We start from the raw sequence: 25,991 nt of genomic DNA on the forward strand, positions 1-25,991 counted from the left end.
GCTACGTCCTCAGCAGAGTCTCACGCGATGGAATCCGCAAGAGCTTCTACTAGAGGACGAACGCCGCACATTGAGTTTCCGTACTTCGGAAACGCCTATTTGATCTCGGCTGTTCACAAGACAGTGACCACATCCGATGCGAAAAGACTGCCATGGTTGCGGTATCACCACTATGCTACCGTTTCTTCGCCCCGCCGGATGTGCTCCTCACGCGAGTGGTGGTGCGCGAGTTGCTCAAGGTCCCGAGTGAGTGATTTCTTGTATGCTTGGCTAATACGCTGATCCCGTAAGGCATCATCCGTCGTTTGCTCCTCCTCCTCGCCTCGGATCATTTGAAGCCTCGTCCACTCCGCACGTAGGGATGCTAAGTATTCGAGTCGCGCCGATTCCATCTGCTCATCGTCGGATGAGTAACCGCCGCCAGGGAGCCACGCGTCGTCGCCCCACGGCAGTACCGACTTTGGCAATGGATTCGGCGAAGTGGGCAATAAGAATCCGGTATATGCGATAATTTGCGGCTGATCGATCGCAAAACTTGATCCGTCCCAATGGCCATTGACCTTCAAATCGGAATTTGATTCGGAATACGATCCGGAAATGCTAAAAGGTCCCCATCCGACTGAAGCCCCTGCTTGACACTGGCTCGCGACAAACGTTTGATCGTTATGTGAAAAGTTAGCAATAACCTTAACCTTACGTGCCAGAATAAAATGCGTTGGCACGAAGGGCATCTGCCCTAATGGACGAACAGGGGGCGAGGCGCTCACATTACCACCATCGGAGAGCGTCGCGGGGCCGTGGGTTTTGGTCCAAGTCCACCACCTGTAACTAAACACGTCGGGTGTGAACCATGGACGTTGAATCCTCACTCGTAAAAACTCAAAACTAATGTCAATATGCGACGTGTCGCTATCTCGGTGGTTGTACTGCGTAGATCCCCCTGCTGATGCACCAAAACTCCACAAGCCGAAACCTATTCCTCCTCCTGCCGACCAAGATGTTGACCGCGACTTGACGTGGCTGCTGCTGTCATCGATGGTCCTAGAGAATGAGGCCCAGGAGGTCGCCGGATCACCCCAGTCCTTGGACGGCGGATAGAAGTACGTCGAATAGTAATCACCGCGCGGAGCGTTTTGCGGTAGTCCAAACGCATTCTGTATGTCCATCCAGAACGTCTGTGGATATCCTTTTAATATCTGGTTTAGCGTGGCTTGCCTATTCTCATAGTCACGTTTATACCCAAAGTTGCTCCAGTTCGTTAACGCCCTCGTACGTCGCCTGCTTAGGATTGCAAGAGCCGCCGCATTAGGTGTTGGCGAATTCGCTTCCTGTTGGTACGCACGATCGGCATCATCGTAGTCGTCCGCATATTGATCGTATGCGGCTTGATGACTTCGAAGCCAACTCCTGATTTGCGCAATTTCTCGCTCCTCAGCTGCAGTTGCGCTTTTAGTTGGTAACGCAGAGAAGTGCAAGATTTCCTTGAATTTCTCAGATATTGAGCCTGGCAATTCAGTTCGCTGAAATGTTGAATCCAAAAGTGGATCGACAAGGTCGAACTGAATCCACATGTCGTCTGTTCCTGACACCTCCTTAAGGTTCGTGCTTACGAACTGACCGGGGCTTTGAAAGCACGCAAATTCTCCTTGTGACAAGCGATCTCCGAGAAACAGCTGGTTCTCCATCTCATTGTAGAGATTGCCAATCACTTGATAATTATCAGCCATATGTTCGACCTCGCTCAATAGGGTAGGAGAGCGCGCGGCTTGCGTGCCCGCGCAAACAATGAAAGTGGAACTTCTAAAGGTGAGGGTACAATCCGGCAAGGATGCGCTGTGTCGACAGGACCATCCAGCACGGCGATGCAAACACGTGGGTCGCCGAGAGTCTCGTCCCACAACTGCTTCAAGTCGGGAAGTACGGTCGAGATGATCATCAAAGCGTCTCGATGCACGTCATCAACAAGCGAGCCGACGATCTGACAACTTCGTTCCCCACTTGACCTGAAGAACCGAGGCGCGGATACGTCTCACTTTGGGGTTGCTTTGGGGACGATGTGGGGTTCCGTCCCGCCCGGCGCCAGACCAGGCAGCAAGAGGCGCACTGCGGCGCTCTTGCCGTCCGGCCGCGACGAATCATCGAGGGCGTTATTTCCCGACGAACGCCCAGCCGACCGCCTCGCCGTTGCCGTTGCCGATGAACCGAATGAGCCGACAACGATGATGCCGATTGAGCGCTTTGATCGTGTCGTGCAAGCGGCGTTTCGTACTCTTGTCGCCGTTGGGTGACAGTGGATCGTAGACATGGGTCGGCCAGCCTTCTTCTTGAAACGCGTTCAAGATTCGCTCCTGCAGAACTGCCGGAACGCGGTACCGTTTGACGATTCGGGCGCCGACATAGAGCGTTCTCGAAGCTGGATCCCAACGCGGCCGTTGTGCGACCTTCAACGCCGGCTGCGCATCCGATCGCGCCATCTCCGCCCAGCCGAAGCGAGGCATCGCCCGCGGAGATCCGGCGAGGGATTCCGAAGGCGGCACGCGCAGCACGAAACAGGTTCCCGGAGGAAAGGCCAGGTTGTTGAGGGCCTCGAACTGCCGGCTTTCCGCCGAATTCTGCGTTACTTCACGGCGATAATTGACAAGGCCGCCGCAGGCAATCGCGCGCAGTTGATTGATCGTCGCGCCCGCGGAAAGAAGCGCCGGCAATTCAACGGCGAATTCCCACGGATCGCTACCCAGGGCCTCGGCGTATTGCCAGGCTTCGATGAGCAAGTTCGGCAGGCAGAACTGCGGCCTCTTCTCTTTGCGAGAACGAGACAGCTGCCTGGGTCGATTCGCTGCCCTTGCCATACCCATCCCCGTTGAACATTCTCGCCGCTTCCCCCGAGGCGCGCGAGAACGTGAATATGAGCAGCGCGGATTGTAATGTTGGCCGATAACCGTGCAAGTTAAATTCGTATGTGAGTGCATCCGCTGTTACTAGTGGATAACAGCCGGTACATAGACACGCTTGAGCACCAAGCTAACAACAGGCGATAGCGATCTCGATTGATCCAATAGCCATGTTCTTCCTAGCAGTAGCGCCATTTTCCAAACGCGATGAAGGCCAGTGACTCCGTTGCGACACTCAGGCCTGAAGTAGCTGGTTTGAACTAGCTTGCCTTGAGCGAGACGCGTTTCCTGCAGCAAAAGGATCCCTGAGAAGAGTTCCTGCTGCCTTTCTGGTCACACGCTACACCGAGCCTGCGCGTTGTGTGGTGTGCAGTCGCGAGAATTTGCCGCCGAGGGCACAGGGCACACAGAGACGAGCGGGCATGAATGTCGAATGTCGAACTTCAAATGTCGAAAGACACAAGTTGGCAGTCGGCAAAGGCCTCTAACCAATTCAAAGAACTTGCGGCCGGATTATCAACCCGCGCCACGGCGGCAGTGCCCCAAGCGTTTTTTGGTGGTGTGCGTCCGCGCGCATGGCGGCGCGGCCATCGCCGCCAAATGCAAAATGAAGAACGCAGAATCATGAACAAGAGCGAAGAGCGCCGAAGCGGGCGCCAGCCTATTCATCATTTTTCCTTCTGCATTCTCGTCCCGCGTCCCTCGCTGGCGCTTCGGGCTAGTGTGAACACTTCACCACCAGCTTCGGTCACATCCAAAATGATGAACAAGAGCGCCGAAGCGGCCGTTCAGCCAAAAGCCCCGCAGGGGCTGAATGCAAGGGAGGCTGACGCCTCTCAGCGCGGAGGCAATGCAAAATGCTTGTCGCGTCACGCGGCCGTCCGACGCCGCGGCCAGATTCTCTTCCCGTTCATCACTCATCACTCCGCGCTCATCGCTTTTTCGACGCATCATTCATCATTTTTCCTTCTGCATTCTCGTCCCACTCATCACTCCGCGTTCAATCGCTTCTTCGACGCGATCACGTCGCGAATGATCGCATCCAGATCGTGGCGCAGGTGAAAGTCGATCGTTTCCCGCAGGCGTGTCAGGTCTGGCACGCGGCTGCGCACGTCTTCGAAATCGGGCGAATAAGCCTCGGCGTAACTCTGAAAGTGAATCGGCAGTTCCGGATCGACGGCCGCCGCCACGCGCCGCGCGAGATCGAGAATCTTCACCGGCTGATCGCTGCCGACGTTGAACACGCGACCCAGCGCCGCGGGCGTTTCCATCAACGCCATCACGGCACCAACCACGTCGGCCACATGCGCAAAGCAGCGCACCTGCTGCCCGTCGTCGTGGACCACCAGCGGGCCACCGCGTAGGGCCGCATCGACCAATCGCGGCAGCACCATGCCGTAGGCCCCGCTTTGACGCGGGCCCACGACGTTGAAGAACCGCGCGATCACCAGCGGCAACCCATGCTCGCGGGCGTACGCCAGGGCCAGGAACTCGTCGACCGCCTTCGAGACACCATACGACCAGCGAGCCCTGGTCGTGGGGCCGAAGACCAGGTCGTCTTCCTCGGTCCAGCGCGGCCGCGGGTTCTTGCCGTAAACTTCGCTCGTGCTGGCCAGGAACAGCTTTACCGACTCACCGCGGTCGTGGCGCAACTTGAGCTCGGCCAGAATTAGTTCGGTCGGATAGATGTTCGTTTCGATCGTGCGCACCGGGTCGCGGGCGATGAGCTGAACTCCGACCGCCGCCGCCAGGTGATAGACCACGTCGACATCCGCGATGAGCCGTCGCACCAGATCACGATCGGCCACTGAACCGGGCACAAAGCGAAAGCGATCGGACCGTTGCGCCTGGGCCAGGTTGGCCAGATTCCCGGTCGACTGATCATCGACGACCGTCACGGTGTCGCCGCGAGCCAGCAGAGCGTCGGCCAGGTGGCTGCCGATAAAACCCGCCCCGCCGGTGATCAAGATGCGCTTCATGGCCAGAATTCAGAAGAAACACCGACGGGAGAATTGCTGCCGCTTTCCTTTCTGTGCCTCTTTCAATTCGGCGAGCAATTCGTCGAGCCGCTTGTAATTGCGCTCGCAAACCTCTTGCACCTGCGCAAGCCACGCCGTGACCGTCTTCAAGCGGTCCGCCTCGAGCTTGCACAGCCGCGATTGGGCCACTTTGCGCCGCGAGATCAGCCCCGCCGACTCCAGCACCCTCAGGTGCGACGAAATCGTGGGCTGCGCGAGATCGAAGAGACCGACCAACTCCATGACACTCGCCTCACCCTGCGCCAGATGCACGACGATCGCGCGTCGGGTCGGGTCGGCAAGAGCGGCGAATGCCTGGTCGAGCTTTTGCATTAACATAGTTTATCATCTATATAGATATGTGTCTATATAAAGGGCCGAAAAAACTCGTAATCGACGGGCCGGGGACCGTGCGAGCCGCCTCGCCGGCCAAAAGAAATGGCAAACGCCCGACAGCCACAGCACCTGGCCACGGGCGCGTGTTCTGGAACGGCCACGGGATTACCAAAAAGCTCCCCGACTAGGACTCGAACCTAGGACTTAGCGGTTAACAGCCGCTCGCTCTACCAACTGAGCTATCGGGGAATGTGGAACTGGCAATGGTACTTGATCGACCGCCGGGCGACAAGATTCCGACCCGCGACCGCATCCGGTTAAACCAATGAAGGGACACCCCGCAGAATCGCGGTAAAATCGATCCGTTCACAGGCCGGAAACGAGCCCCACCGATTCCCGGCCCAGGCGACCTGGGCCCGAACCGCAAAACTCTTGACACCTGCCGCGCGGCGGGGTGCAATACTAGAAGTAGGTCGAGGCAATCGGAACATGCGTCCGCAGGCGGCCCAACACGCGCCGTCCACTTCTGTCTCCGAAAGACCTGCCCACGGTAGCGCGGGCCAGCCGCCAACAGGGCAATTGGTTTCGATCGAGCGCTTCGTACGCGCGTGGAGCAGAGCATGCACGGGTTCGCCTCTCGAAGTGCGGTTGTCGTTTCTCACCGCCCCAGCAAGCTAACCGCCGCCGTAAGCCGCGCGGGCCGTGTCGGCTTTACGCTCATCGAAGTCCTGGTGGCGATGACCGTCACGCTCATTTTGATGGGGATCGTGGTCACGATCTTCGGCGCGATCGGCGACAACGTCTCGAAGAACAACTCTTCGATGGAGATGAACGACCAGCTCCGCACCGTCAAGCAACGCCTGCAGCTCGACCTGTCGGGCGTGACCGCACAAATGCTGCCGCCGCGCCGCGACGAAAACGGCGAAGGCTATTTTGAAATCATCGAAGGCCCGGTAGGGCGACTGCCCCCGAATACGGCGCCGACCATCAGTGAAACCTACGACACCACACAACTACCGACGGCCGCGATTAACGTCGCGTCGACGGGTGCCGACACCACTGTCGGCGACAACGACGACATCCTGATGTTCACCACGCGCAGCAAGGGGGAAATGTTCCTCGGGCGCGGGGTGATGTGGAATACAAGTGCAGGACAATATGTGCCCACGGCGCTACAGTCGCCGGTGGCTGAGGTGGCCTGGTTCATCCGCGGCACGACGTTGTACCGGCGTCAATTGTTGGTGCGACCTGACCTGCCGCTCGGGCCCCCGCTCGTCTCACCACCGACCGTGAATGCTTACATGGTGCCGCAGCCTACGATGTCCGGCGGAACCCCGGCTGCCGCCCCGAATACTTTTTCGGGTGCAATATGGCAATATCCGACTAATTTCTATGCGGTGTGCGATCTCTCCGCTCGCGCCGCAGGACAGACGTCCGCGCTATCGTTCGATCTCAGCCCATCGCCGCCGCCGTTTTTCGTCGTCGCCAACTCGCTCGAAGATCTCACGAAGCGCGAGAATCGTTTTGCTCATTTTCCGCTCATCGCCGCGCCAGGGTACGGCTTCCCACATGCCGTGAGCGGGTGGGGTGTTTTCTGCAGCACATCTCCCTTCGGATATACGTCGCTTGCTGGAACCGTGGCGACGACAGGGCGTCTAGGATTGCCAACGCTGCGCGAGTGCTCGTCACTCTATTTCCCGCTCCCCGGCACATTCGAGCTGCAGCAAAGCGGCCAGGCTTACTTGGGCGATTCTGCGGGAAATGGGACGAAGTTGACTGCAACGTTAAACGAGCCTTTTGACGCATGGACGAATCCGAATCCCGCCTGGGTCGCGCAAATCGGGTCTCCACCCGTTTCAACGTCCGTCTCGGATCCACTCACCGGAACCTTAATCGGGTTGTTCCCAGATAACACGAGCAGCCCCTCCCCCTACGGCACGCGCTACGGTGAGGACGTGATTTTGACGCACGTCTTATCGTTCGACGTGCGCGTGTGGGACCCCGATGCGGCACTGATTGGCGTTACCGATAGTACTGGTGCGACAAGCATGTTTGCACCCGGTGATCCCGGCTACGCCAAGCAAGTGATCAATTGGGTCATGGGAACGGGGCCGGCGGGTACGTCTTACGCCATCGTCGGACGTGGCGCTTACGTGGATCTGTATTACCCTGGCGTTTTTCCGGTTTTTGAACTCGTCAACGGCCTGACATTAACCGCTGCTCAACAGACAGCTCTGAACAGCGTTACCACTTCCATGTTCTCCTCGTCTGGCATATCGAATTCAGGGCTGCAAGCTGCCGATCCATACTCCGCGGCCGTCTACGACACCGGTTCGTGGCATTACGAGAACGACGGCATCGATCAGGGAAACATGATTAGTGGTGGCAATAACGGCGCCGACGAGGGAACCAACGGCCTGGACGACAACCTGGATGGCGTCGTCGACGACCTGGGCGAGCTCGAAGCGCCGCCGCCGTACTTCGATATAACTCGCGGCGGCTATCCGCTGCGCGGTATCCAGGTCAAGATTCGCTGCTTCGACCCTGATAGCCAGGAAATCCGCGAGGTCACGATCGTGCAGGAGTTCGTGCCTGAGTAGTTGGCGCACCGGCTGGCATGGCTTACCCGCACGTGATTCGGCTGCGCGGCCCGTGGGAATGCGACCGGGCGATCGCGCAGATGGCGCTCTCGGACGGGACGTTGACCGAATCGGCTCGCGATGTTTCTGAATTCGCGCGCCTCAAAGCGCCGGCTGATTGGGCAGAAACTCTAGGCCCCGAATTCCGCGGCCGCGTAAGCTACACGCGGCGTTTCAACCGGCCGACCAACCTCGAACCGCACGACCGCGTTTGGCTGATGGCCGAAGGGGTCGATGCCCGCGGCAACGTTACGATCGACTCTCGTCATTTGGGCGCGATCGATGGCTATGCGCTCGCGGCCGAGTGGGACGTCACGCACTTGCTGCAAGCCAGCAGCGTTCTCTCGGTTGATATCGAATTGCCGCCGACCGGCGCCGGCCAGCCGCCGCCAGTCCGGCCGGGTCGCGAGTTGCTCGCCGGCGGCTTGATCGGCGAGGTGCGACTGGAAATCCGCAGGGAACTTTACGTCGCCGGTCTTTCGGTCTACTGGCAACCCGGTCGCGCGCCGCAATGGCACATTTCCGGCCGCGTGGAAGGGCCCGCATCGAATGACTCGCTGCATCTCATCGCGACGGCGTGCGACCGCGAGGTGGCATACGCACGAGTGACAGCCGGCGCGCCGTTCACGCTTTGCTCAACGATCGACGATTGGCCCGCCTGGCCCGACCCCATGGACGAGCCGGTGCTGACGCCGGTCGAAATCCGCCTCAGCGACGGCCGTTCGACATTGTGGCAAACGACGCTGGAAACGGCACCGCCGCAGCCGGACGCGGAGCGCACTCGCGCGACCATGCTGCGATCCCTGTCGGGCGAAATGACGCTATCCTGGCTCGATTATGTCGATCGAGCCAGCGACCCGTTTCAGCAGGCGCTTTCGCAGCCGGGCACGGTCCTCGGCCTGCGCGGAATTCTGCCCGACGCGGCCTATCACGAACTGGATCGGGCGAATGTCGGCGTGGTGCAGCAAGTGCCACGCGCGTGGGCCGAGCGCGTCTGTCCGCGGCTGGCCCATCACCCGTGCATCCTGGCCTGGGCGTTGCCGCCCGGCGAAGATCAGGGCGTCGACTCGCGATCAACTCCCGCTTGGGCCTTCGGCCGACCGTGGCTACCGGCTGTCGCCTCCTAATTCTCTTTTCCAAGCCGCATAACCTGGGGGCCATGCTCACGCTGGCGTGAGCATGCAGCTTGTAATAAGGTCGTCAAGCGCGCTTTTTGTGGTGCAGGCGTCCCGCCTGCCGACTCCCATTCAACGTGCACTGCTGAACAGAGCGGACAATTCGCAGGCGAGACGCCTGCACCACAAAAAGAAAATGCTGTTGGTTGTTCGCGAGTTCCACGTGGCCATGGCGAGCGTGGCCGTGGCACCCAAGCTGAGAGTTAAGATTCGCAAAATACCAAAGTCCCCTACGCGAGTAGCTCGCGATACAGCTGCGCGTGCCTCTCGATCATCTTCTCGACGCTGAATTCGGCGAGCATACGCCGCCGTCCTGCTTCGCCCAGACGATTCGCGAGTTCGCGGTCGTTGAGCAGCTTGTTCGTCTGCCGGGCAAAGCCCGCGCGGTCCCCCACGGGCACCAGGTAGCCCGTCTCGTCTGGAATCACAAGGTCGCGGTTGCCCGGAATATCGGTCGCCACGACCGGCACGCCATGGTTCATCGCTTCCATGATCACGTTCGGCAATCCCTCGTATTCGCTGGCAAGCCAGAAGACGTCGAAGTGCGGCATCAGTTGTGCCACGTCGTCGCGCTCGCCCAGGAAATGCACCTTGTCCTCGATGACCACTTGCCGACGGAAGCGAATCAACCGCTCGCGATGCGGCCCGTCGCCGATCACGAGCAGGTGTACGTCGGGCCGGATCACTTTCAGCAGATCGGCCGCCCAGATCAGATCCTTAACGCGCTTCTGCGGCCAGAGGCGATTCACGGCCCCTACAAACCGCGCATCAGCCGGCAAGCCGAGCTCGGCCAGTAGCGCCGCGCGCGAAACCGAACTCGGCACCGCGGGCCCGATGCCGTTGGGGATCAGCGTGAACTTTTGCGAATCGATGCCGTGGCGCACGTAGAAATCTTGCACGCCGGAGCTATTCACGATGATCCGCGCCGAGCGCCGCGCGAGCCAGCGATCGATCGCCAACTCGTGCCAGGCTTTCCACGGGTCGACGCAGCGTTCGCTGGCCACGATCTTGGGCACACCGGCGGCGAGCGCCGCCGCACGGCCGTAGCTGTTGGCCGCGAAAATCCAGGTTTGCACCAACTGCGGCCGCAGTGACGCGATGTGCCGCTTCAGCCGCCAGAAAGCGACGGGATCGAACTTGTGCGCTTTGCCCACGATGTGCAGCGGAATGCCCGCTGCGCGCAGCGGCTCGGCCAGTGGGCCGCCACGCGTGAGCGCGCAGACGTGTACATCGAACTCGTCGCGCGGCAGACCAGCGGCCAAGAGCGTCAGTTGCTTTTCAGCGCCCGAGCGATCGAGCGTGGGAATGATCTGCAGAATGCGCGCGGTCACGGGCAGTCACCGCAAGAAACCGCGCGCGCTACCGGGGGCCGCGCGACCGACTCGCGCACACGACTCATGAACCATTCTCCCCGCTCGCGGCGGCCGATTGCTTTTGCCCATGCTGCGGCGAGAGGTCTTCCGGGTCAAGCGCCGCGACGTGCGGCAGGTTGCGATACAGATCGGCATAATCCAGCCCGTAGCCGACGACAAATTCATTGGGGATTTCGAAGCCGACGTGATCCGGCTGTAGCGGCACTTCCACGCGGCCCGCTTTGCGCAAGAGCACGGCCGACCGCAGTTGGGCCGGGCCCAACGCCATGAATTTCTCGACCAGTGCAGCCAATGTATGCCCGGTATCGAAGATATCGTCGACGATCAACACTTGTCGGCCCGCGATGTCGGGCAGCAGGTCAAGGTTCAATTCCAATTCGCCGGGCGTGGTCGCGCCGCGATAACTCGTGGCCTGCACCAATCCGACCTTCAGCGGCATATCGAGCAGCCGAATCAAATCGGCCAATAGCACCACGCTGCCGGTCAGCACGCCGATGATGGTCAGTGGGCGACCTTGATAGTGGCCGTTGATTTCCTCGGCCAGGCGGCCGACGCCTTCGCGAAGCTGTTCTTCGTCAAGAAGTTGTCGCAATGCAGCTCCAATCATTGCCATGGTGTGAGGGTTGCCCGCCGCGTCGCCGCCTGGAACACGGTTGGCGATTATTCTACTGAGCGGCGGCGGATTTATGAACCGTACCCGAAATTCACCTCATCCCGAAGCTTCAGCGAGGGTTGGACCGACAACTACCGCGGCGGGCGCTTCGGGCTGGCACGGCGGCGGCGACTTCACCGCCTACCCGGCGACGGCGGTGCCGACTAAACTTCCCTCGGCGGGCGAATTCGGCCCGCCGCGCGTTTCTCGTTTCGTTCACCGAATCTTGATTGTCATGTCCAGCGCTAGCGAATTGTTGCCCGGGTGGCGGCGCGAAACGATCGCCGGCCACACGGTCGAAATCTTCGAGCCGCCCCGCGCAAGCGAGCACGGTTACACCGTGATCTACTTGCACGGCGTGCATTTGAAGCCCCTCAGTGACAACCGCGTTTACACGGAGTTGTTTGCCCGGCATGGCTTGCGTGTCGTGGCGCCGCAAACCGCGCGCAGCTGGTGGAGCAACCGTATTTGCCGGGAGTTCGATCCGCAGGTCACGGCCGAGCAGTACGTGCGCGGCAGCGTGATGCCTTTTATTCAAGAGCGCTTCGGCGCGGCGCCGCCGCGGATCGCGCTCTTGGGCACGAGCATGGGAGGGCAGGGAGCGCTGCGATTCTCGTTCAAGTACCCGGCCCAGTTTCCCATCGTGGCGGCGTTGTCGCCGGCGATCGATCATCAGCTGCGCTACTATGAAGAGGGCGAAGAGGGAACGCTGGCCGAGATGTACGACTCGCCCGAGGCCGTGCGGCAGGACACCGCCACGCTGCACGTGCATCCGCTGAATTGGCCGCGCAACATGTGGTTCTGCTGTGACCCGACCGACTATCGCTGGCACGAAAGCACCGAGCGCTTGCGCTCGAAGCTGGCCGCCAGTGGCATCCCCTACGATTGCGATCTGGAAACCTCTGCCGGCGGACACACCTGGGAGTACTACAACCACATGGCGCCCCAGGCCATTGAATACATCGTGAACCGGCTGGACCGCGAGCGGCTGCGGCTAGTGTAGATTTCCGGCAGGAGCGCACCCATGCAAGTCTACGTGGTTTGGTGCATCCACGAGCATGCAAAAGATCATTTTGACTTAAAGCCCGTGGGTTTCTATTCGTCCAAAGAAAATGCGGAGGCGGCGAAAATACGCGCGCTCAGCGAACCGGGATTTATAGAATTGTCCGATAAGCTATCCATCGCACAATTCACGTTGGACAAGGACGTCTGGCCGCTTGGCAGCCCGTGATCTGATTTCAGACTGATTCATCACGGGTGGACAAGCCACCCGTGGCACCCACTAGTCAGGCAGATCTCGATTCTTCTTATCGGCGTTGCGCGGGCGGGGCCGCGGCCGACGGTGCCGCCGGCGGTTGCCGGTCGCGCCGATTGGCGTTCGATTCCAGGCTCTGGATGTGCAGCGAATGGGCGTCCTGCACCTGCAATTGATTGAGCGAAGGCCAGAAGAGGAATTTGCCGGCGCTCTGTTCGTCGAACGGCGCACCCACGCGTTCCTGCCGCGCGAGATACGCGTAATTCCGGCCGTCTCCTTCGAGCACGAACAGATCCTTGGCCGCCGCGTAATTGAGGCGCGCGGCGCTCGCCGAGAACATCTGGCCGCGGCTCTTTGACTTCGAAGGGTCTGCGGCATCGCCGCCCGGGCCGCCTGCTCGGCCGTCGAGCTTGGCGTTGCCGGTCGCTGTCAATTCGAACGGTTGCCCCTGGGCAGCCACCGCCGCCGTGCGCACGACCTGCAAGCGATCGCTCGTCAGCAAGATGGCGCCATCGACCAGCTTGTCGGGATCGTCCGGCTCGACCACGGCGTCCCAATCGGCAATGGGACTGTACACGCAGCGCACGCGATCCTGAAAATCCATCGCTTGCTGCGTCTGATTGCCGGCCAAAAGGCCCTGGAAGTTGATGCCGAGATACAGCAGACGCTTGGTCGGCTTCCCCTGCTGCGGCGGCGCTGATTGTGGCGGCGCGCCAGGCATGCGCGGGGTGCCGCTTCCGGTATCGATCCACGCGCGGCGGACCCACCCCGGACCGTTCGCCAGCAGGTTGTTGGTAAGCGGCTCGACTTTCAGATCCAGCGCCACCAGCCGTTCGATCGAATTGGGCTTGCCGCCCAGCGTGGTGCGCTGCTCGAGCGCGACATTTTCACGGCACAGCACCTGGCGGATCTGCGGCCGTGCCTGCGGATCCATCTGGTCGAACGTCACGCGCGGCTCGAACGTGGCTTGCAGCCAATTGCAGGTCAGCCGCTGATGCTCGTCCGAGGCGAGCCCCTCGGGCGTGATCTTCTGCTGCTCCGTCACGACCACGACGCCTTCCTGAAACATCGCGTCGCGGCCGTCGAAATCCATCCGCCCTTTCCAAGTGATCTCCAGCGGCCGGGGCGGACCGGCCGGTTGCGTGGCTGGCTTCGCACTCGGCATGGCGCCAGGCTGCATCGCGGCCACCTGGCCCGGCGGAATCATGATCGTCATCACGCCGTGGCCATTGACCCAGGCACGATTGTTGCCACGATCGACGTGGATATCATTGCCGTCGATGGTCATCTCGCGCGCCACGATGTGCGCCGGATTGCCGACGATATGCGCGACTGCCTGGTTCGGCAGCGGCTGCTCGACGTCCAATTGATCGCCACGCATGGTCATCGGCCGGGCGCCCGGCTCAGCGACTTTCAACTCGCGAAGCTCGACCTTTCGTTCGATGTGAATGCGCGTAACGTCGGTCGATTCTTCGCCCAGCAGCGCCTCGACCTGCAATAGCTCACCGGACACGTGAATCTGGCGACCATCGGCGTTAGGGGCCGCGGCCGGGGACAGAGGGTTTGCGTTCGCAGTAGTAGCGGCTGCTGCAGCAACGGGCGCGGTTCCTGGTCGTCTCGGACCGGCGACCGCTGGAGCACCTCGCGCGGCCGAAGCAATCGCCCGGCTCGGCGGCGGCCGTCGCAGCCATACCTGCAAATGATGAACGTCGCCTGACAGCGTCGGCGACTCGAAATGCACCCGCTCGAACGCCTGCAACCGGTCGGGCACCAGGCGGCGACGTTCCGTGGTCGTGGCGGGCACGTCCGGATCCTCGATCATAAACAGCCGGATGGTCTCGGCCTTCAGCAGGCCGACGCCCGGCGACTCGAATTGCGCGTCGCCGGCCAGCTTGGCGCACTGCACGCCCTCGTAGGGTCCGAATTCGAGTTCGCGCTTCCATGTGGCCTCGACGGGGCGGGCCTTGGCATCGCCGGGCCGCTCGGCCTTCATCCAGCCAGGTCCCTTCATGCCGCCGGCGTTCTTCTTGATGTCGTATTCCAGCCGCGTGCCGCGGGCCTGAACTCCACGAGAGGGCGAGCGAATGACGACCGGATCTCCTTCGGCCTCGACCCGGCTTGGTTCGAGATTGCCGAATCCTCCGCGGCGCGCGGCCGGCGCCGGCGCGGCGCCACCGCCACCGGCCGGCTCGAAGAACAGCGACAGCACCTCGCAATTCAACTGATCACTCGGTCCGTCGGCATTGGTGCGCAACACGTCGACCTTCTTGCGAAAGATCGCCGCGAAGCGGGTGACGTCGAATTGAAACGCTCCGTCACACGTGATGTCGACCGGCAAGCTCTCGTCCGCTTTACCGGCAGTTGGCGCCGCCTTCGGCGCGGGCGTCGCCGGTCCGGGGAACATATCGGCCTGCCCCGGGTAGAGACGCATGCGGACGTCTTTCTTGAGCGTCACCGAGTTCACGCCACCAAAGCCGGGAGCCGGCGAATTGGGGATCGGATGTGCCGAAGGCGCCAGCACGATTTCCAAATCGCGGCCATTACCACGATTCGGGCCGAGGCGAAAATCGACCGGATGAGGCGTAACGATCTTGTCGCCGACCAACTCGGCGTCACGCGTCTTGATCAGCAAATCGTCCTGCGGGCCCGGCAGGCGTTGATCGCTGCGGATCGTGATGGGCCCCATCATTTGGCCGCCGATGAGCTTGCCCATTTTCGACTGCCGCAGATCGACCGGCGTATCGAACCTCAGGATCGCTCCCTCGGGCGCTTGCAGAATCACGGCGCGTCGATTGCGATCCGCTTCGCTCTCGGCTTCCCCTTCGTGCAGGAAGATCATGGTACACGGTTTGATCTTCAGCCGGCCGTCCGCCAGCGTTTCATATTCGTGCAATAGCAGCTTCCCGCGCGGCGATTCAATCACTTTTGGGGAAGTCAGCTCCCAATCGCCCGGCGAAAACCAGGGCATGAGCGCTGCGCGCTGCCGATCGACCACATTGGTGCCAGGCGCGTCTTGCGTGTGTATTTCATCGAATTCGGGGCGCACCTCCGCCGTGGGCTCGATGAACGGCACGATCGCCAGCGCGTAGAACCAGTAGATACCGAGCATCAACAGGAAGCTACCGCCGATGCGCCGCCACGGCAATCCGGGGCGCGGAATGGTCAATGGGCGCACGTCGTCAGCCGACGCCGATACGTCGGGCATGTCCGCGGCGGGCGACTGCGTGCTAGGGGGCATAAGATTGGATCAGCTCGTCCCAGCGGCGTTGCGCTTTGAGAATCAACTCGATCGTCTCGCGCACGGCCCCACGTCCGCCACGCGCCGTCGTGACGTAGTCCGCCGCTTGCCGTACCTCGTCGCATGCATCGGCGACCGCCACGCCCAGACCGGCCAGTTTGATCGTGGCCAGGTCAGGCAGGTCATCGCCGATGTAACACAGTTGCTCGGGCGTCACGCTCAGCTCTTCGAGAATCTCGTGAACGGCGCCCCATTTGATCTCGGTCCCTTGCCGCACGATGCCGATACCCAGCTCCTTCGCGCGCAAGTTGACGATGTGCGACGTGCGGCCCGTGATGATGCCGAAGCGCCCGCCCGCGCGTTGCCACAGGCGAATGCCCAGCCCATCGTGGATGTGGAACTGCTTGATCTCGATGCCTTCGTTATTGAAGATGATGCTGCCATCGGTGAGCACGCCGTCGACGTCGACCAGAATCAGCTCGATCGGCTGACATTGCTTTTCCACACTCATCTACGCACCTGCTCGTCGCGCGAGTTCGTCGGGGTTTTGCGAAGCTTGATCGTGGGCAAACTTTGGCGATTGTATCACTGTTTCGATGGTCGGCGGGGCAAAGCGGGCTGTCCTTGCCGGCGGTCGCGATCCGGCGGCTAGTTCCATGGTTGTCACGCCGCCTCGTCCGGCATCATCGCCAGCACGTCCGTAATGTCGAGCAAGCCGACCGGCGCGTGACGCGCGTCGATCACCGGTAGCTCGCTGATTTTTCGTTCGGCCAGGATGGCCACGGCGTCGGTCAACATCGAGCCGGCCGGCACCGCGCAAGGCGCGCGGGTCATAACCTCGCTTATGGGGCGGTCGATCGCGTCGTCGCGGCGCTGCTCGAACAGCCGTGCGAGATCGCTGTCCGTGAAGATGCCGGTCAAGGTGCCGTCCGCATCGACGAGCATGATCGCGCCAGTGCGCCGGCCAGGATTGACCATCGCCGCGAACACGTCGCGCACGATTTGCGAGTCCTGCGCAACACGGCAGTCGGCCAAGGGCCGCATTCGCTCTTCGACACGCGCCAGGCGCTTGCCCAGCGCTCCGGCCGGATGCACGCGGGCGAAGTCCTCGTGCCCGAACCCGTGCAAGCGCATCGTGACCAGGGCCAAGGCGTCTCCCAGGGCCAGCATGGCCGTCGTGCTGGTGCTGGGCGCCATCCCCAGCGGGCAGGCTTCCTGCAGCGGCCCCAGCGTGAGCAGCACCGTGGCCGCGCGCGCAAGCGTGCTGCTTGAGCGGCCCGTGACGGCGATGATCGGCACGGCCAGTCGCGCAAGCGATGGCAGCAGCCGGGTCACTTCCTCGGTCTCGCCACTTTGCGACAACACGACGACCACATCATCCGGGCGAATGCGGCCTAAATCACCATGCACCGCTTCGGCCGGATGCAGAAAAATGCTGCGGGTACCGGTCGAGGCCAGCGTGGCCGAAATCTTCGTCCCCACCAGGCCAGCCTTGCCGATGCCAGTGACAATGACGCTGCCGGTACACTCGTGCAACAGCCGCGTGGCTTCGCAGAATTCGGTGCCCAGCCGGTGGGCGATTTTGGTGAGCGCCTGCGACTCGAGCTCGATGATCTCACGCGCGTAGCGCAACTGCTCAAAGGGCGTCAGTGGACTGAGTCGGCGGGCGGCGTCGCTGGTCATCGACGGTCATCCTTGACGGGTCGTGCTAGCGGTCGAGGGAATAAGGGCGGGTGATTCTAGCCAGAGGGCATTTTTGGAACAAGGTAATCGTGCGATAGCGGCCGCTAGGCCCTGCATCGGATTTACGAACCTATGCCAGCACCCGTGCGGGATCGCCCAAATCGGACGGCGGGAACTCGCCTTGGGGCCGCATCAGTCCGGCCGGCGGCTGCCGACCGGTCGTTCATTATTTTTCTAGCGAAATGAGCCGAATCACTCCCTTTTTCGGGTGGTTGCTCGCCCATGGCACTTCGACCAAAGGCTCACCTTTTACCTTGCCTGCTCACCGTAATCGTCGTTACTTTGATAGTTATGCAACACGACCTTTCTCCACGATCCGAGCAATACCTCGACAAGATCGTCTCCGGCGGCTTGTATCCATCGAAGGAAGCAGCATTGGAAGCCGCCGTTGAAGCGCTTCGCGAGAAGAACGAGGACACACCCTACGTGCCGGACGAGCACATGGAAGCGGTGGAACGGGCGATTGAGTCCGCCAATGCAGGCAAGTCCACGCCCATGACGGCTGCCGATTGGGCTAACCTTCGCCAACGGGCCTTGGATGTCGCCGCTCGCAAAGCCGCTCGCGGTGGCTGATGGGTATCGTTGAGAGGTTGCCGGAAGCCCAAGCAAGCCTCAATTCCATCGTCGATCGTATTGCCGACGCCAACCTGCCGGCAGCCCTGAATTGGCTGCGAGAAATCGAGGCCGCATTTAGCTTGCTCTCAACGCAGCCGCTTATGGGCTACGAGCTCGGGACCAAGCGGCTCGGAAAAGTTCGCCTCCACGCCTTTGGCAACTACGTGATCTATTACCGACCGATCACGGACGGCGCACAAATCTTAGAAGTCATCCATGCTGCTCGCGATCAAGACAGGCTCGTGTGAGCCCGACCGGTTCGAGCGTCTCGACGATCCCGAGAGACGGAATCAGGACGGGGTTATAGCCTGCCGTCCACCGCTCGGTTAAAATTGCTGGTTCCTCACGCCTCGCCCGCCTGCCGCTCGTGTCGCATCACGCCGCCCGTTGCCCGCAGTCCCAGTCAAGCGTGAATTTGCGAAACACGGAGATTCCCCATGATCGTCACGACGAAAGAACTGTTCGAGCAGGCCTACGGCAAGTACGCGGTGGGGGCCTACAACATCAACAACTTGGAGCAGACCGTGGGCCTGTTCCGCGGCTGCCTGGGAAAGAAAGGCTCGAACGACGAGCCGGTCGATCGAGCGACGAGCGCGCCCTTCATCATCCAGATTTCGCGCGGGGCGCGCGGCTTCACGGACAAACGGTTCCTCGAAGCGATGATCCGCACGGCCGAGGATGTTTTCCCCGAGGCCATCTTCGCCGTCCACCTGGATCACGGCACCGAGGAAGTGGCCTACGATTGCATCGATAGCGGCTTCTACTCGTCGGTGATGATTGACGCCTCGCACGAGACGTTCGACAAGAATATCGAGATCACGCAGCGCGTCGTCGAGCGTGCCCACGACAAGGGAATCTCGGTCGAAGCCGAGTTGGGAATGCTGGGCGGCGTCGAAGAAGATATCTCCGTGTCGGCCGACCATGCCTGCTTGACCGATCCGGACCAGGCCGTCGAGTTCGTCACGCGCAGCGGCTGCGACTCACTGGCCGTCGCGATCGGCACCTCGCACGGGGCCTACAAGTTCACCGGCTCGCAAGGGCTGCACTTCGACCGCATCGCGGCGATTCAAAAGCTGCTGCCCGGCTTCCCCCTGGTGATGCACGGATCGAGCAGCGTGCCCAAGGCCTGGGTCGAGCGCATCAACGCGGCGGGCGGGAATCTTCCTTCGACCAGCGGCGTGAACGAGAAGGACTATCTGCCGGCCGCCAAGCTGGGCGTGACCAAGGTCAACATCGACACCGACGGTCGCCTCGTATGGTGCGCGATCTACCGCGAGACGTTCCGCGATAAGCCGGGCGACTTCGATCCGCGCACGGCCGGCAAACCCTTCATGGCCGAGTATGCCGCCTTTATTCGGGCCAAGAATCAGGCGCTGGGCTCGGCCGGGCAGTTGGAAAACGTCCGCGCGGCTTTGCCGGTACGCGTGTAGCGCGTTGCGACGTCACGTCGCGCAATGTCACGCAGCTTACGGCGTTCATGGCGCCGGCGGGACCTCATCCGAACGGAAGCGGTCGTCGTCCGGGGCGTGTACGACACGCACCAAAAGCAGTTTTTGCTCCAGGCAATCCTCGGAGCCTTTCTCGGTGAAAAAGTGGCTCCCCAGGCTGCCCGGCTTGCTGGCGCGCGTCCCCAGGATCAATGTTTGTCCGGGCGACAACGCCGTGTCGATCTCGAGCTCCTTGAAGAGCACGCTTTCGGGCCGGTAATCAGGCTTGATCATGCCGTCCGCGGCAACGAACCGCGACCGCGGGTCGCCATGTTCCAACTGTGGAAGCACTTCGACGCGGACGCGGCCATCGCGCTCGGGCGTGGCTTTCATCGACAGCGAGGCAAGCACGCGCTCATAGGTTCGGCCTGTCACGTGCCCGTCGTCTCCGCGCAAAAGCACCGCCACTTGCGGGATGCGCGCTCGTTCGCCGGCGGTTACGATGATGCCAGGATGGCCCGGCCGGGTCTGCCACAAGCTGCGACGAACTTTCGGCTCATGGAGTAAATCGACGGGCTTGGGCTCGAGCACGCCATGCTCATCGACCGATTGCGCCGGCGTCCCTTCGACGGCTTGATCGGCGACACCGCTCGTCTCGGAGCGCTTCGTTTCGGAACGTAAGACCGTCTCGAGCGCCGCAGGCATGTAAGACCCAATCACGCCGACGCGGAAGCCGTTGGCGGCCAGCCTCGTGCGCAAGGCCAACGGAATGAATTCCTCGTCGATCTCGCTCCAGATCTCTTCATCGAGCTGCGGATCAGCATGCGCGAAGCGCACGGTACATTTCTCCAGCGCCACCGAATTGCCGGCCATCATCGCCGGCATAAGCGGCGACTTGCCGGACAGGCGCACTTGTGCGCAGCCGGATAGAGCGGCCAACAAGCCGACCGCCCACAGAAGCGCGCGCAGGTTGAACGGCACGCCGGACTGTCGCATGCAAGAAGTCGCGGAGAAGAGATGTGGCCCGAGATCACGTGATTTGCGGCCAAAGAGTAGCGAGAGGCAAGGCGCGCCGTCAATGCGGGCCGTGATCAGGCTCTCGTCGACCAATCAAATGGCATAAGTTGGGGGATATCGCGGGACCGGGCAATCGAAGGACCTGCTCGCCGGAACCCTGAGTGGCTTTCCCAGTAGCGGCAAGCTCCCGGCATCAAGCCGAGGTCTTGGCCACGGGAATCAGCTTGGGCGTGGGGATCCGTGTGCCGATGACGCCGCCGAATTGCTGGCACAGCGAGCGAAAATCGTGCCCCAGAAAGGCATACAATTCGGCCCCCGGCGACTGCTCCAGCCACTCGGCCGCCCAGGCGTGCATCTGCCGGTGAAACGCCGCCTCGCTCCGTCCATGAGCGAAATAACGTCCGGGAAAACGGCGCAGATCGCCATCGAAGTGCGGGCCGATGTGCCAGAGTTCATGAATGATCGTCGCCACCTTCTCCGCCAGCGGCTGGTCACAGAAGCGGGGAAGGTAGAAACTCAGAAGGTAGAGCATCTCCCGCCCCTGCTCGTCGCACACGGGTCGAATGGCCCACGTCCGCCCACGGCGGATCGTCGTGCGCGAGCCCCCTTCGAAACGTAGCGGGGTCAAGCTGGCATGGACGCCATAATGGGCCCGATTCCGCGTCTGGCAGACGCGTAGCGCCACACGATCCATGTCGACGTGCCGCAGCTCGGGCAGCCGCGCGGCCATATCGCGGCACACCTCGCGCAGATGCCGGGTGAAATCGAATCCTGTGCGGCGTCGGTTTTCCGAAGCCGCGGAATCGTGACCCACAATCGCGCCTCCATGGCTGTGGGGAAAGCCCGCCCGTCGAAATTGTCGCAACCAGCCCCATCCTCATTCAGGCAGAGGGCGGCAATTGCTGTGGAGAACGGGGACGACCTCTTACTCGCCCTTATCCGCACTGGCTTTGCTCCCTTGCTCAAACGTGGGAGCTTGGGCGCGCTGCGCGACGCGATCGCGCTGGCCGACGAATTCCAGAATCGCCCGGGTGCCGGCGTCGCCCAGACGCGGCTTGGCCAGTCGTACCACGCGAGTGTATCCGCCGGGTCGCTCGGTGTAGCGAGGGGCAATCGTCTCGAACAGCACCCGCACCGCCTGCTTGTCGCCCAGCAATTCCAACACGCGGCGGCGCGCCGCCACAACCGGTGACATCGCTTGATTCCATTGACGGTAGCGGTCGCTCTTGCGCCAGGTGCGCCACTCGGCCGAGTTGCGGGTCGCCGAAGTGGCAAACTCGCCCGCGGCACGCTCCTGCGGAATGCTGCGGCAGGCGATCGTGACGCATTTTTCGACCAGCGGGCGAACTTCCTTCGCCTTCTGCAGCGTGGTGATGATGCGGCCGGCGATCTTGGGCTTATTGTCGTCGAACTCGGCATCGCGCTCGGTCAAAACGAGCGCGCTGGCCAGATTGCGCAGCAGGGCCCGTTGATGGCTGGGGGCACGGCCCAGGATTCGTCCGGTTCTTCGGTGTCTCATGGTCGGATCGTGTGGTTAAGGATTCTTTGCTCGAACAGCGCGGCAGGCGCGTCGCGGTACGGGTCGATTTCGGCGGCAATCAGGTCGCCATCAAGTCGACATGCTTAAGTGGATGTTGTTTAAGTGGACATCGTCGTAGGCAACCGCATGCCGAGGCGCAGGCCCAATTCAGTCAGCTTATCGCGGACCTCGTTGAGCGTCGTTTCGCCGAAATTGCGCACGTCCAGCAACTGGTCTTCCGTGCGGACGACCAGGTCGCGGACCGTGTGAATGTTTTCGGATTCCAGACAGTTGGTGGCCCGCACCGACAAATTCAACTCGGCCAGGCTCATGTTCAATTTCGACTCGACCGCGGCATCCGTCACGCCGCTGCCGGAGCGGCCTTCGGCGTGTACCGAGGAGCCCAACTCGTTGTACTGAACGAACGGATTGAGGTGCTTGCGGAGAATCTTGGCCGCTTCGACCAGCGCCATTTCCGGACCAACCGAACCGTTAGTCCAGATCTCCATCGTCAGCTTGTCGTAGTTGGTCTTCTGGCCGACGCGCGTCTCTTCGATCTCGTAGCGGACCCGCACGACCGGGCTGTAAACAGCATCGACCGGAATGATACCGATTTCCTGCGTCTGCGGCGTATGCTCGCTGGCGGGCACATAGCCGCGGCCATTCTCCACGACCATTTCCACCACGAACGGCACGTCGCTGGTAAGCGTGGCGATCACCTGGTCCTTGTTGATCACCTCGACGGCGTCGTCGGTCTGCACGTCGCGGCCCGTGACCACGCCCTTGGTGCTCTTGTCGATGCGGATTACGCGGGTCGATTCGCTGTGGTTTTTCACCACCAGCGACTTGATGTTCAACACCACGTCGGTCATGTCCTCGACGACGCCGGGCAGAGTGCTGAACTCGTGCTGGGCGCCGTGAATCTTGATCTGCGTGACCGAACTGCCCTCGAGGCTCGACAGCAGGATGCGACGCAGACTGTTGCCGACCGTCACGCCGAATCCACGCTCGAACGGCTCGGCCACGAACTTGCCGTATGACGAAGTAAGCGTCTTGTGATCACAGGAAACGACACTGGGCAGTTCAAACCCGCGCCAACGAATTCGCATTACAAGCCTCCCTGGAGACAGCGGCTTGAGGGAACACGCACGACCGGCCCAAGCGCTTTGCCGGCGGCGATGACTTCAGTCCATAAACGGTAAGGGTTGTCGGCTGTCCGGCGGGATCGCCGACCGAGGAGCCGCGCTCTTACTTCGAGCACAACTCGATGATCAATTGCGTCTGTACGGGAATCGAAACGTCCATCGACTCGGGCAGCCGATTGACGCGTCCTTCGGGCATGGGGCCGTCGAGCCTGGTGAGAAAATCAGGAACGTCGCGGCTGTTATCCGCGAGATTGGCCTGCACGGCCTGCAGGCTCTTCTTGCGGTTCTTCACGCGAATGACGTCGCCGGCCTTCAACAGGTAGCTGGGAATATCCACGCGGCGTCCATTCACGGTGATGTGTCCGTGGGCGACCAACTGCCGCGATTGGGCGCGGCTCTGGCCGAAGCCCAGGCGATGCACGATGTTGTCCAGCCGGCGTTCGAGCAGGCTCATCAACGTATCGCCGGTGTTGCCGCGCGACCGCTCGGCTTCGCTGAAGTAGCAGCGAAACTGCCGTTCCAGCACGCCGTAATAGTGCTTCACTTTCTGCTTCTCGCGCAGGTGCAGTCCGTAATCGGTCATCTTGCCGCGCCGCGCCTGCTGCATGCCGGGCGGAGTGCCGCGCCGCTCGACGGCGCACTTGGGCGTATCGCAACGCGACCCCTTGAGGAACAGCTTGATGCCCTCGCGGCGGCACAAACGACAAACAGGTCCAGTATGACGAGCCATAGTCTAGAAAATTCGGTTGCTGTGCTTGGTTCGCTGAAAAACTCAACGACGCGATGTTAATGTTGCCGTGCGTTAATCTCGCTGAGCGACGACTTTAGACGCGGCGCTTCTTCGGCGGACGGCAGCCGTTGTGCGGCAGCGGCGTCACGTCCTCGATGCTTTTGACTGTGAGACCCGCGGCTTGCAGTGCCGTGACGGCGCTTTCACGACCGCTGCCGGGCCCCTTCACCTTGACTTCCACTTCCTTCACGCCGAACTTCGACGCCTTCTCGGCGGCTTGTTGAGCGGCGCACTGACCGGCGAACGGCGTGCTCTTACGGCTTCCCTTGAAGCCGCTGGTGCCGGCGCTGGCCCAACACAAGGTGTCACCCTTGCTGTCGGTGATCGTCACCGTGGTGTTGTTGAAGGTGGCCCGCACGTGGGCGACCCCCAGCGTAACGTTGCGGCGGACCTTGCGTCGCTTGTTCTTTCCCATATCTCTTCGTGCTTTGCGTGATTGTTCGATTCTCTCTTGGCGTCCGCGTCACGAGCCGCGTTCGAGGCCGCCCAACTACTTCAGCCCAAATTACTTCAGGTCTTTGACGCCCTTCTTGCCGGCCACCGTCTTCTTGGGACCCTTGCGGGTGCGGGCGTTGGTGCGCGTCCGTTGTCCGCGAACCGGCAAGCCGCGGCGGTGACGAATGCCGCGGTAGCAGCCGATGTCACGCAGCCGCGCGATGTTTTGCGCCGTTTGCCGCCGCAACTGCCCTTCGACCGTGTAGTCCTTGTCCAAGAGGGCCGCGATGCGGGCCACTTCGTCCTCGCCCAGCTCGCGGGCGCGAATCTGCGGATCAATGCCCGCCTTGTGGCACAACTCACGGGCGACCTTCTGGCCGACACCGTAAAGGTACTGCAGCGAAATGACCGTAGGCCGATCGCTGGGGATATCAACGCCGAGCAAGCGCGGCATAAAATTCAACTCCCAAACTCAAGTACGCGGCCGGCTGCACACCGACCGCGGCAATATCGTCTTGACCAACGGGCCGTTTCCCTGACTGCCAGCCGCCCCAAAACCCTCTGCCGAGCAAGCACCCTCCGCCGGCGCCCCTGACGGCCATCACCCACCAGTAGCCGGTCTGGCCGTGGACGAAAGGCCCAGGCGATAGCGGACGGCTAACCCTGGCGCTGCTTATGGCGTGGATTGCTGCAGACGACGTACACCACCCCGCGGCGGCGGACAATTTTACAGCTTTCACAGATACGCTTGATACTGGCGCGGATTTTCATAAGCGAGAGCCTGGCGACGTCCGAACGGCGGTTCGGCCGAATTGCATTCGAAAGCGACTAAGTATAAACGTTTCTCAGCGGGACCTACAAGGCCCCTGAGGGGCGGTTTTTAGGGCGGTTGCGGCTAACCGGTCCGCACCCGCATATTTCTCGATTTTTCTGGTTCAATCCGGGCCCGCGGTCAGGGCGACCGGCCCCTTTTCCGTGATCGCGATCGTGTGCTCGAAATGGGCACTCGGCAGCCCGTCCTGGGTGACCTGTGTCCAATGGTCGGGCATGCTCTTAACCCGCTTGGTGCCGGTGTTGACCATCGGCTCGACGGCGATCACGAGCCCCGGGCGCAGCTCGAAATCGCCGCTGCGGCGGAGCTGCTTGCTGACGAAGTTCGGCACCTGGGGATCTTCGTGCATTTCACGGCCGATGCCGTGCCCGACGAAGCTTTCCACGACGTAGAAACCGGCGTCCTTGACGTAGGTTTCCATCTCGGCGGCGACCTCGCTCCACAACCGCTTCTTGCCCATCAGATCGATGGCCAGGTACAGCACGCCCCTGGTCACGTCGAGCAGTTTGGCCACGCGCGGCTCGACCTGACCAACGGGGTGCGTGACGGCGGAATCAGCGCACCACCCCTCGACGCGGCAGCCGGTATCAATGCTAACGCAATCCCCCTCGGCCAGTCGTCGCGCGCCGGGGATGCCGTGCACCACTTCCTCGTTGACCGAGATACAGGTCACGGCCGGAAAGGGGACCACGCCGGGCACGCCCTTGAACAGCGGCTCGGCCTTCTTTTCTTCAAAGAAGCGCTCGATCGCGGCGTCAATCTCGGCCGTGGTGATCCCAGGCTTGACCAGTCGAGCAGCGATTTGGTGGGCTTCCCACACAACCAGCCCGGCCTTGCGCATCAAGGCAATTTCTCGTGGCGAACGTAGCGTAAGCACCTTCGAAATCACTC

26 protein-coding genes and 1 tRNA gene are annotated in these 25,991 nt (G+C 61.7%); 8 read left to right on the plus strand and 19 right to left on the minus strand.

The genetic code is table 11. The features are described 5' to 3' along the window. Positions 1 to 170: 170 nt before the first annotated feature. Together VHD36_23630 and VHD36_23635 are read right to left on the minus strand one after the other, a co-directional pair. Positions 171 to 1,727, minus strand: coding sequence for a hypothetical protein (locus VHD36_23630; protein HVU90342.1), 1,557 nt, complete (start codon positions 1,725 to 1,727; stop codon positions 171 to 173). A gap of 420 nt (positions 1,728 to 2,147) precedes the next feature. Then, complete coding sequence (locus VHD36_23635; protein ID HVU90343.1) at positions 2,148 to 2,771, minus strand: hypothetical protein; 624 nt, start codon at positions 2,769 to 2,771, stop codon at positions 2,148 to 2,150. A gap of 546 nt (positions 2,772 to 3,317) precedes the next feature. Between VHD36_23635 and VHD36_23640 the strand changes: the two genes are divergently transcribed. Next, a complete protein-coding gene (locus VHD36_23640; protein HVU90344.1) occupies positions 3,318 to 3,953 on the plus strand; it encodes a hypothetical protein in 636 nt (211 codons plus the stop codon). Here the strand turns inward: VHD36_23640 and VHD36_23645 are convergent. The 3 genes from VHD36_23645 to VHD36_23655 form a co-directional block, all read right to left on the minus strand. Continuing rightward, on the minus strand, positions 3,881 to 4,870 hold the full coding sequence (locus VHD36_23645; protein ID HVU90345.1) for an SDR family NAD(P)-dependent oxidoreductase: 990 nt from the start codon (positions 4,868 to 4,870) through the stop codon (positions 3,881 to 3,883). The two genes, VHD36_23640 and VHD36_23645, sit on opposite strands and share 73 nt — an antisense overlap. A 9-nt stretch (positions 4,871 to 4,879) precedes the next feature. Beyond that, entirely contained in the window at positions 4,880 to 5,248 is a 369-nt protein-coding gene (locus VHD36_23650) for a metalloregulator ArsR/SmtB family transcription factor (protein ID HVU90346.1), read from the minus strand. 173 nt (positions 5,249 to 5,421) lie between these two features. Further along, positions 5,422 to 5,494: transfer RNA gene (locus tag VHD36_23655), tRNA-Asn, on the minus strand. A gap of 371 nt (positions 5,495 to 5,865) precedes the next feature. On the opposite strand from VHD36_23655, the gene VHD36_23660 reads away from it, so the two are divergent. Both VHD36_23660 and VHD36_23665 read left to right on the plus strand, forming a co-directional pair. Beyond that, a complete protein-coding gene (locus tag VHD36_23660; protein ID HVU90347.1) occupies positions 5,866 to 7,845 on the plus strand; it encodes a prepilin-type N-terminal cleavage/methylation domain-containing protein in 1,980 nt (659 codons plus the stop codon). A gap of 17 nt (positions 7,846 to 7,862) precedes the next feature. Continuing rightward, positions 7,863 to 9,011: a hypothetical protein gene (locus VHD36_23665; protein HVU90348.1), complete on the plus strand. Its 1,149-nt coding sequence runs from the start codon at positions 7,863 to 7,865 to the stop codon at positions 9,009 to 9,011. Positions 9,012 to 9,289: 278 nt separating this feature from the next. Here VHD36_23665 and VHD36_23670 read toward each other — a convergent pair whose 3' ends face one another. Both VHD36_23670 and hpt read right to left on the minus strand, forming a co-directional pair. Beyond that, positions 9,290 to 10,390, minus strand: coding sequence for a glycosyltransferase (locus VHD36_23670; GenBank protein ID HVU90349.1), 1,101 nt, complete (start codon positions 10,388 to 10,390; stop codon positions 9,290 to 9,292). A 64-nt stretch (positions 10,391 to 10,454) separates the two neighbouring features. Next, the gene (hpt, locus tag VHD36_23675) at positions 10,455 to 11,024 is read right to left on the minus strand and encodes a hypoxanthine phosphoribosyltransferase (GenBank protein HVU90350.1); all 570 of its coding nucleotides are present in this window, start codon (positions 11,022 to 11,024) and stop codon (positions 10,455 to 10,457) included. Between the two features lie 295 nt (positions 11,025 to 11,319). Here hpt and VHD36_23680 point away from each other — a divergent pair, with 295 nt between their 5' ends. Together VHD36_23680 and VHD36_23685 are read left to right on the plus strand one after the other, a co-directional pair. Beyond that, positions 11,320 to 12,087 carry an alpha/beta hydrolase-fold protein gene (locus VHD36_23680; protein ID HVU90351.1) on the plus strand — a complete coding sequence of 256 codons (768 nt, stop codon included), beginning with the start codon at positions 11,320 to 11,322 and terminating at the stop codon, positions 12,085 to 12,087. Between the two features lie 21 nt (positions 12,088 to 12,108). After that, positions 12,109 to 12,315, plus strand: a complete 207-nt coding sequence (locus tag VHD36_23685) for a hypothetical protein (protein ID HVU90352.1) — start codon at positions 12,109 to 12,111, stop codon at positions 12,313 to 12,315. 76 nt (positions 12,316 to 12,391) lie between these two features. Here the strand turns inward: VHD36_23685 and VHD36_23690 are convergent, their stop codons facing one another. The 3 genes from VHD36_23690 to VHD36_23700 form a co-directional block, all read right to left on the minus strand. Continuing rightward, entirely contained in the window at positions 12,392 to 15,577 is a 3,186-nt protein-coding gene (locus tag VHD36_23690; GenBank protein ID HVU90353.1) for a hypothetical protein, read from the minus strand. Next, positions 15,567 to 16,088 carry an HAD hydrolase family protein gene (locus VHD36_23695; GenBank protein HVU90354.1) on the minus strand — a complete coding sequence of 174 codons (522 nt, stop codon included), beginning with the start codon at positions 16,086 to 16,088 and terminating at the stop codon, positions 15,567 to 15,569. The genes VHD36_23690 and VHD36_23695 overlap by 11 nt, the downstream gene beginning before the upstream one ends. A 152-nt stretch (positions 16,089 to 16,240) precedes the next feature. Further along, positions 16,241 to 17,260: a KpsF/GutQ family sugar-phosphate isomerase gene (locus tag VHD36_23700; GenBank protein HVU90355.1), complete on the minus strand. Its 1,020-nt coding sequence runs from the start codon at positions 17,258 to 17,260 to the stop codon at positions 16,241 to 16,243. A 282-nt stretch (positions 17,261 to 17,542) separates the two neighbouring features. On the opposite strand from VHD36_23700, the gene VHD36_23705 reads away from it, so the two are divergent. The 3 genes from VHD36_23705 (at position 17,543) to VHD36_23715 (ending at position 19,365) form a co-directional block, all read left to right on the plus strand. Then, positions 17,543 to 17,893 carry a hypothetical protein gene (locus tag VHD36_23705; protein ID HVU90356.1) on the plus strand — a complete coding sequence of 117 codons (351 nt, stop codon included), beginning with the start codon at positions 17,543 to 17,545 and terminating at the stop codon, positions 17,891 to 17,893. Next, positions 17,893 to 18,183 carry a type II toxin-antitoxin system RelE/ParE family toxin gene (locus VHD36_23710; protein ID HVU90357.1) on the plus strand — a complete coding sequence of 97 codons (291 nt, stop codon included), beginning with the start codon at positions 17,893 to 17,895 and terminating at the stop codon, positions 18,181 to 18,183. Before VHD36_23705 ends, VHD36_23710 begins: the two co-directional genes overlap by 1 nt. A gap of 189 nt (positions 18,184 to 18,372) precedes the next feature. Continuing rightward, entirely contained in the window at positions 18,373 to 19,365 is a 993-nt protein-coding gene (locus tag VHD36_23715; protein HVU90358.1) for a ketose-bisphosphate aldolase, read from the plus strand. A 45-nt stretch (positions 19,366 to 19,410) separates the two neighbouring features. Here VHD36_23715 and VHD36_23720 read toward each other — a convergent pair whose 3' ends face one another. The 9 genes from VHD36_23720 to map form a co-directional block, all read right to left on the minus strand. Further along, the gene (locus VHD36_23720; GenBank protein HVU90359.1) at positions 19,411 to 20,358 is read right to left on the minus strand and encodes a hypothetical protein; all 948 of its coding nucleotides are present in this window, start codon (positions 20,356 to 20,358) and stop codon (positions 19,411 to 19,413) included. Positions 20,359 to 20,572: 214 nt separating this feature from the next. Then, positions 20,573 to 21,193, minus strand: coding sequence for a hypothetical protein (locus tag VHD36_23725; protein HVU90360.1), 621 nt, complete (start codon positions 21,191 to 21,193; stop codon positions 20,573 to 20,575). A gap of 111 nt (positions 21,194 to 21,304) precedes the next feature. Then, the gene (locus VHD36_23730; protein ID HVU90361.1) at positions 21,305 to 21,898 is read right to left on the minus strand and encodes a L17 family ribosomal protein; all 594 of its coding nucleotides are present in this window, start codon (positions 21,896 to 21,898) and stop codon (positions 21,305 to 21,307) included. Positions 21,899 to 22,017: 119 nt separating this feature from the next. Continuing rightward, positions 22,018 to 23,007, minus strand: coding sequence for a DNA-directed RNA polymerase subunit alpha (locus VHD36_23735; GenBank protein HVU90362.1), 990 nt, complete (start codon positions 23,005 to 23,007; stop codon positions 22,018 to 22,020). A 139-nt stretch (positions 23,008 to 23,146) separates the two neighbouring features. Continuing rightward, positions 23,147 to 23,773, minus strand: coding sequence for a 30S ribosomal protein S4 (gene rpsD / locus VHD36_23740; protein HVU90363.1), 627 nt, complete (start codon positions 23,771 to 23,773; stop codon positions 23,147 to 23,149). Between the two features lie 94 nt (positions 23,774 to 23,867). Next, positions 23,868 to 24,248 (minus strand): 30S ribosomal protein S11, encoded by a 381-nt coding sequence (gene rpsK / locus VHD36_23745; protein HVU90364.1) that lies wholly within the window; start codon positions 24,246 to 24,248, stop codon positions 23,868 to 23,870. A gap of 90 nt (positions 24,249 to 24,338) precedes the next feature. Further along, positions 24,339 to 24,722, minus strand: a complete 384-nt coding sequence (rpsM, locus tag VHD36_23750; GenBank protein HVU90365.1) for a 30S ribosomal protein S13 — start codon at positions 24,720 to 24,722, stop codon at positions 24,339 to 24,341. Positions 24,723 to 24,925: 203 nt separating this feature from the next. After that, a complete protein-coding gene (gene rpmJ, locus VHD36_23755; protein ID HVU90366.1) occupies positions 24,926 to 25,039 on the minus strand; it encodes a 50S ribosomal protein L36 in 114 nt (37 codons plus the stop codon). A 164-nt stretch (positions 25,040 to 25,203) separates the two neighbouring features. Continuing rightward, a complete protein-coding gene (gene map / locus VHD36_23760; protein ID HVU90367.1) occupies positions 25,204 to 25,989 on the minus strand; it encodes a type I methionyl aminopeptidase in 786 nt (261 codons plus the stop codon). Positions 25,990 to 25,991 lie beyond the last annotated feature (2 nt).

It is taken from the genome of Pirellulales bacterium (assembly GCA_035546535.1).
Lineage (GTDB): Bacteria > Planctomycetota > Planctomycetia > Pirellulales > JACPPG01 > JACPPG01.

What these genes read in the sequence shown, in the direction of transcription:
- VHD36_23630 (HVU90342.1), bottom strand. Translation starts at nt 1,727, where the DNA reads ATGGCTGATAATTATCAAGTGATTGGCAATCTCTACAATGAGATGGAG.
- VHD36_23640 (HVU90344.1), top strand. Translation starts at nt 3,318, where the DNA reads ATGTCGAATGTCGAACTTCAAATGTCGAAAGACACAAGTTGGCAGTCG.
- VHD36_23645 (HVU90345.1), bottom strand. Translation starts at nt 4,870, where the DNA reads ATGAAGCGCATCTTGATCACCGGCGGGGCGGGTTTTATCGGCAGCCAC.
- VHD36_23650 (HVU90346.1), bottom strand. Translation starts at nt 5,248, where the DNA reads ATGTTAATGCAAAAGCTCGACCAGGCATTCGCCGCTCTTGCCGACCCG.
- VHD36_23660 (HVU90347.1), top strand. Translation starts at nt 5,866, where the DNA reads ATGCACGGGTTCGCCTCTCGAAGTGCGGTTGTCGTTTCTCACCGCCCC.
- VHD36_23665 (HVU90348.1), top strand. Translation starts at nt 7,863, where the DNA reads ATGGCTTACCCGCACGTGATTCGGCTGCGCGGCCCGTGGGAATGCGAC.
- VHD36_23680 (HVU90351.1), top strand. Translation starts at nt 11,320, where the DNA reads ATGTCCAGCGCTAGCGAATTGTTGCCCGGGTGGCGGCGCGAAACGATC.
- VHD36_23685 (HVU90352.1), top strand. Translation starts at nt 12,109, where the DNA reads ATGCAAGTCTACGTGGTTTGGTGCATCCACGAGCATGCAAAAGATCAT.
- VHD36_23690 (HVU90353.1), bottom strand. Translation starts at nt 15,577, where the DNA reads ATGCCCCCTAGCACGCAGTCGCCCGCCGCGGACATGCCCGACGTATCG.
- VHD36_23695 (HVU90354.1), bottom strand. Translation starts at nt 16,088, where the DNA reads ATGAGTGTGGAAAAGCAATGTCAGCCGATCGAGCTGATTCTGGTCGAC.
- VHD36_23700 (HVU90355.1), bottom strand. Translation starts at nt 17,260, where the DNA reads ATGACCAGCGACGCCGCCCGCCGACTCAGTCCACTGACGCCCTTTGAG.
- VHD36_23705 (HVU90356.1), top strand. Translation starts at nt 17,543, where the DNA reads ATGGCACTTCGACCAAAGGCTCACCTTTTACCTTGCCTGCTCACCGTA.
- VHD36_23710 (HVU90357.1), top strand. Translation starts at nt 17,893, where the DNA reads ATGGGTATCGTTGAGAGGTTGCCGGAAGCCCAAGCAAGCCTCAATTCC.
- VHD36_23715 (HVU90358.1), top strand. Translation starts at nt 18,373, where the DNA reads ATGATCGTCACGACGAAAGAACTGTTCGAGCAGGCCTACGGCAAGTAC.
- VHD36_23720 (HVU90359.1), bottom strand. Translation starts at nt 20,358, where the DNA reads ATGCGACAGTCCGGCGTGCCGTTCAACCTGCGCGCGCTTCTGTGGGCG.
- VHD36_23730 (HVU90361.1), bottom strand. Translation starts at nt 21,898, where the DNA reads ATGAGACACCGAAGAACCGGACGAATCCTGGGCCGTGCCCCCAGCCAT.
- VHD36_23735 (HVU90362.1), bottom strand. Translation starts at nt 23,007, where the DNA reads ATGCGAATTCGTTGGCGCGGGTTTGAACTGCCCAGTGTCGTTTCCTGT.
- rpsD (HVU90363.1), bottom strand. Translation starts at nt 23,773, where the DNA reads ATGGCTCGTCATACTGGACCTGTTTGTCGTTTGTGCCGCCGCGAGGGC.
- rpsK (HVU90364.1), bottom strand. Translation starts at nt 24,248, where the DNA reads ATGGGAAAGAACAAGCGACGCAAGGTCCGCCGCAACGTTACGCTGGGG.
- rpsM (HVU90365.1), bottom strand. Translation starts at nt 24,722, where the DNA reads ATGCCGCGCTTGCTCGGCGTTGATATCCCCAGCGATCGGCCTACGGTC.
- rpmJ (HVU90366.1), bottom strand. Translation starts at nt 25,039, where the DNA reads ATGAAAATCCGCGCCAGTATCAAGCGTATCTGTGAAAGCTGTAAAATT.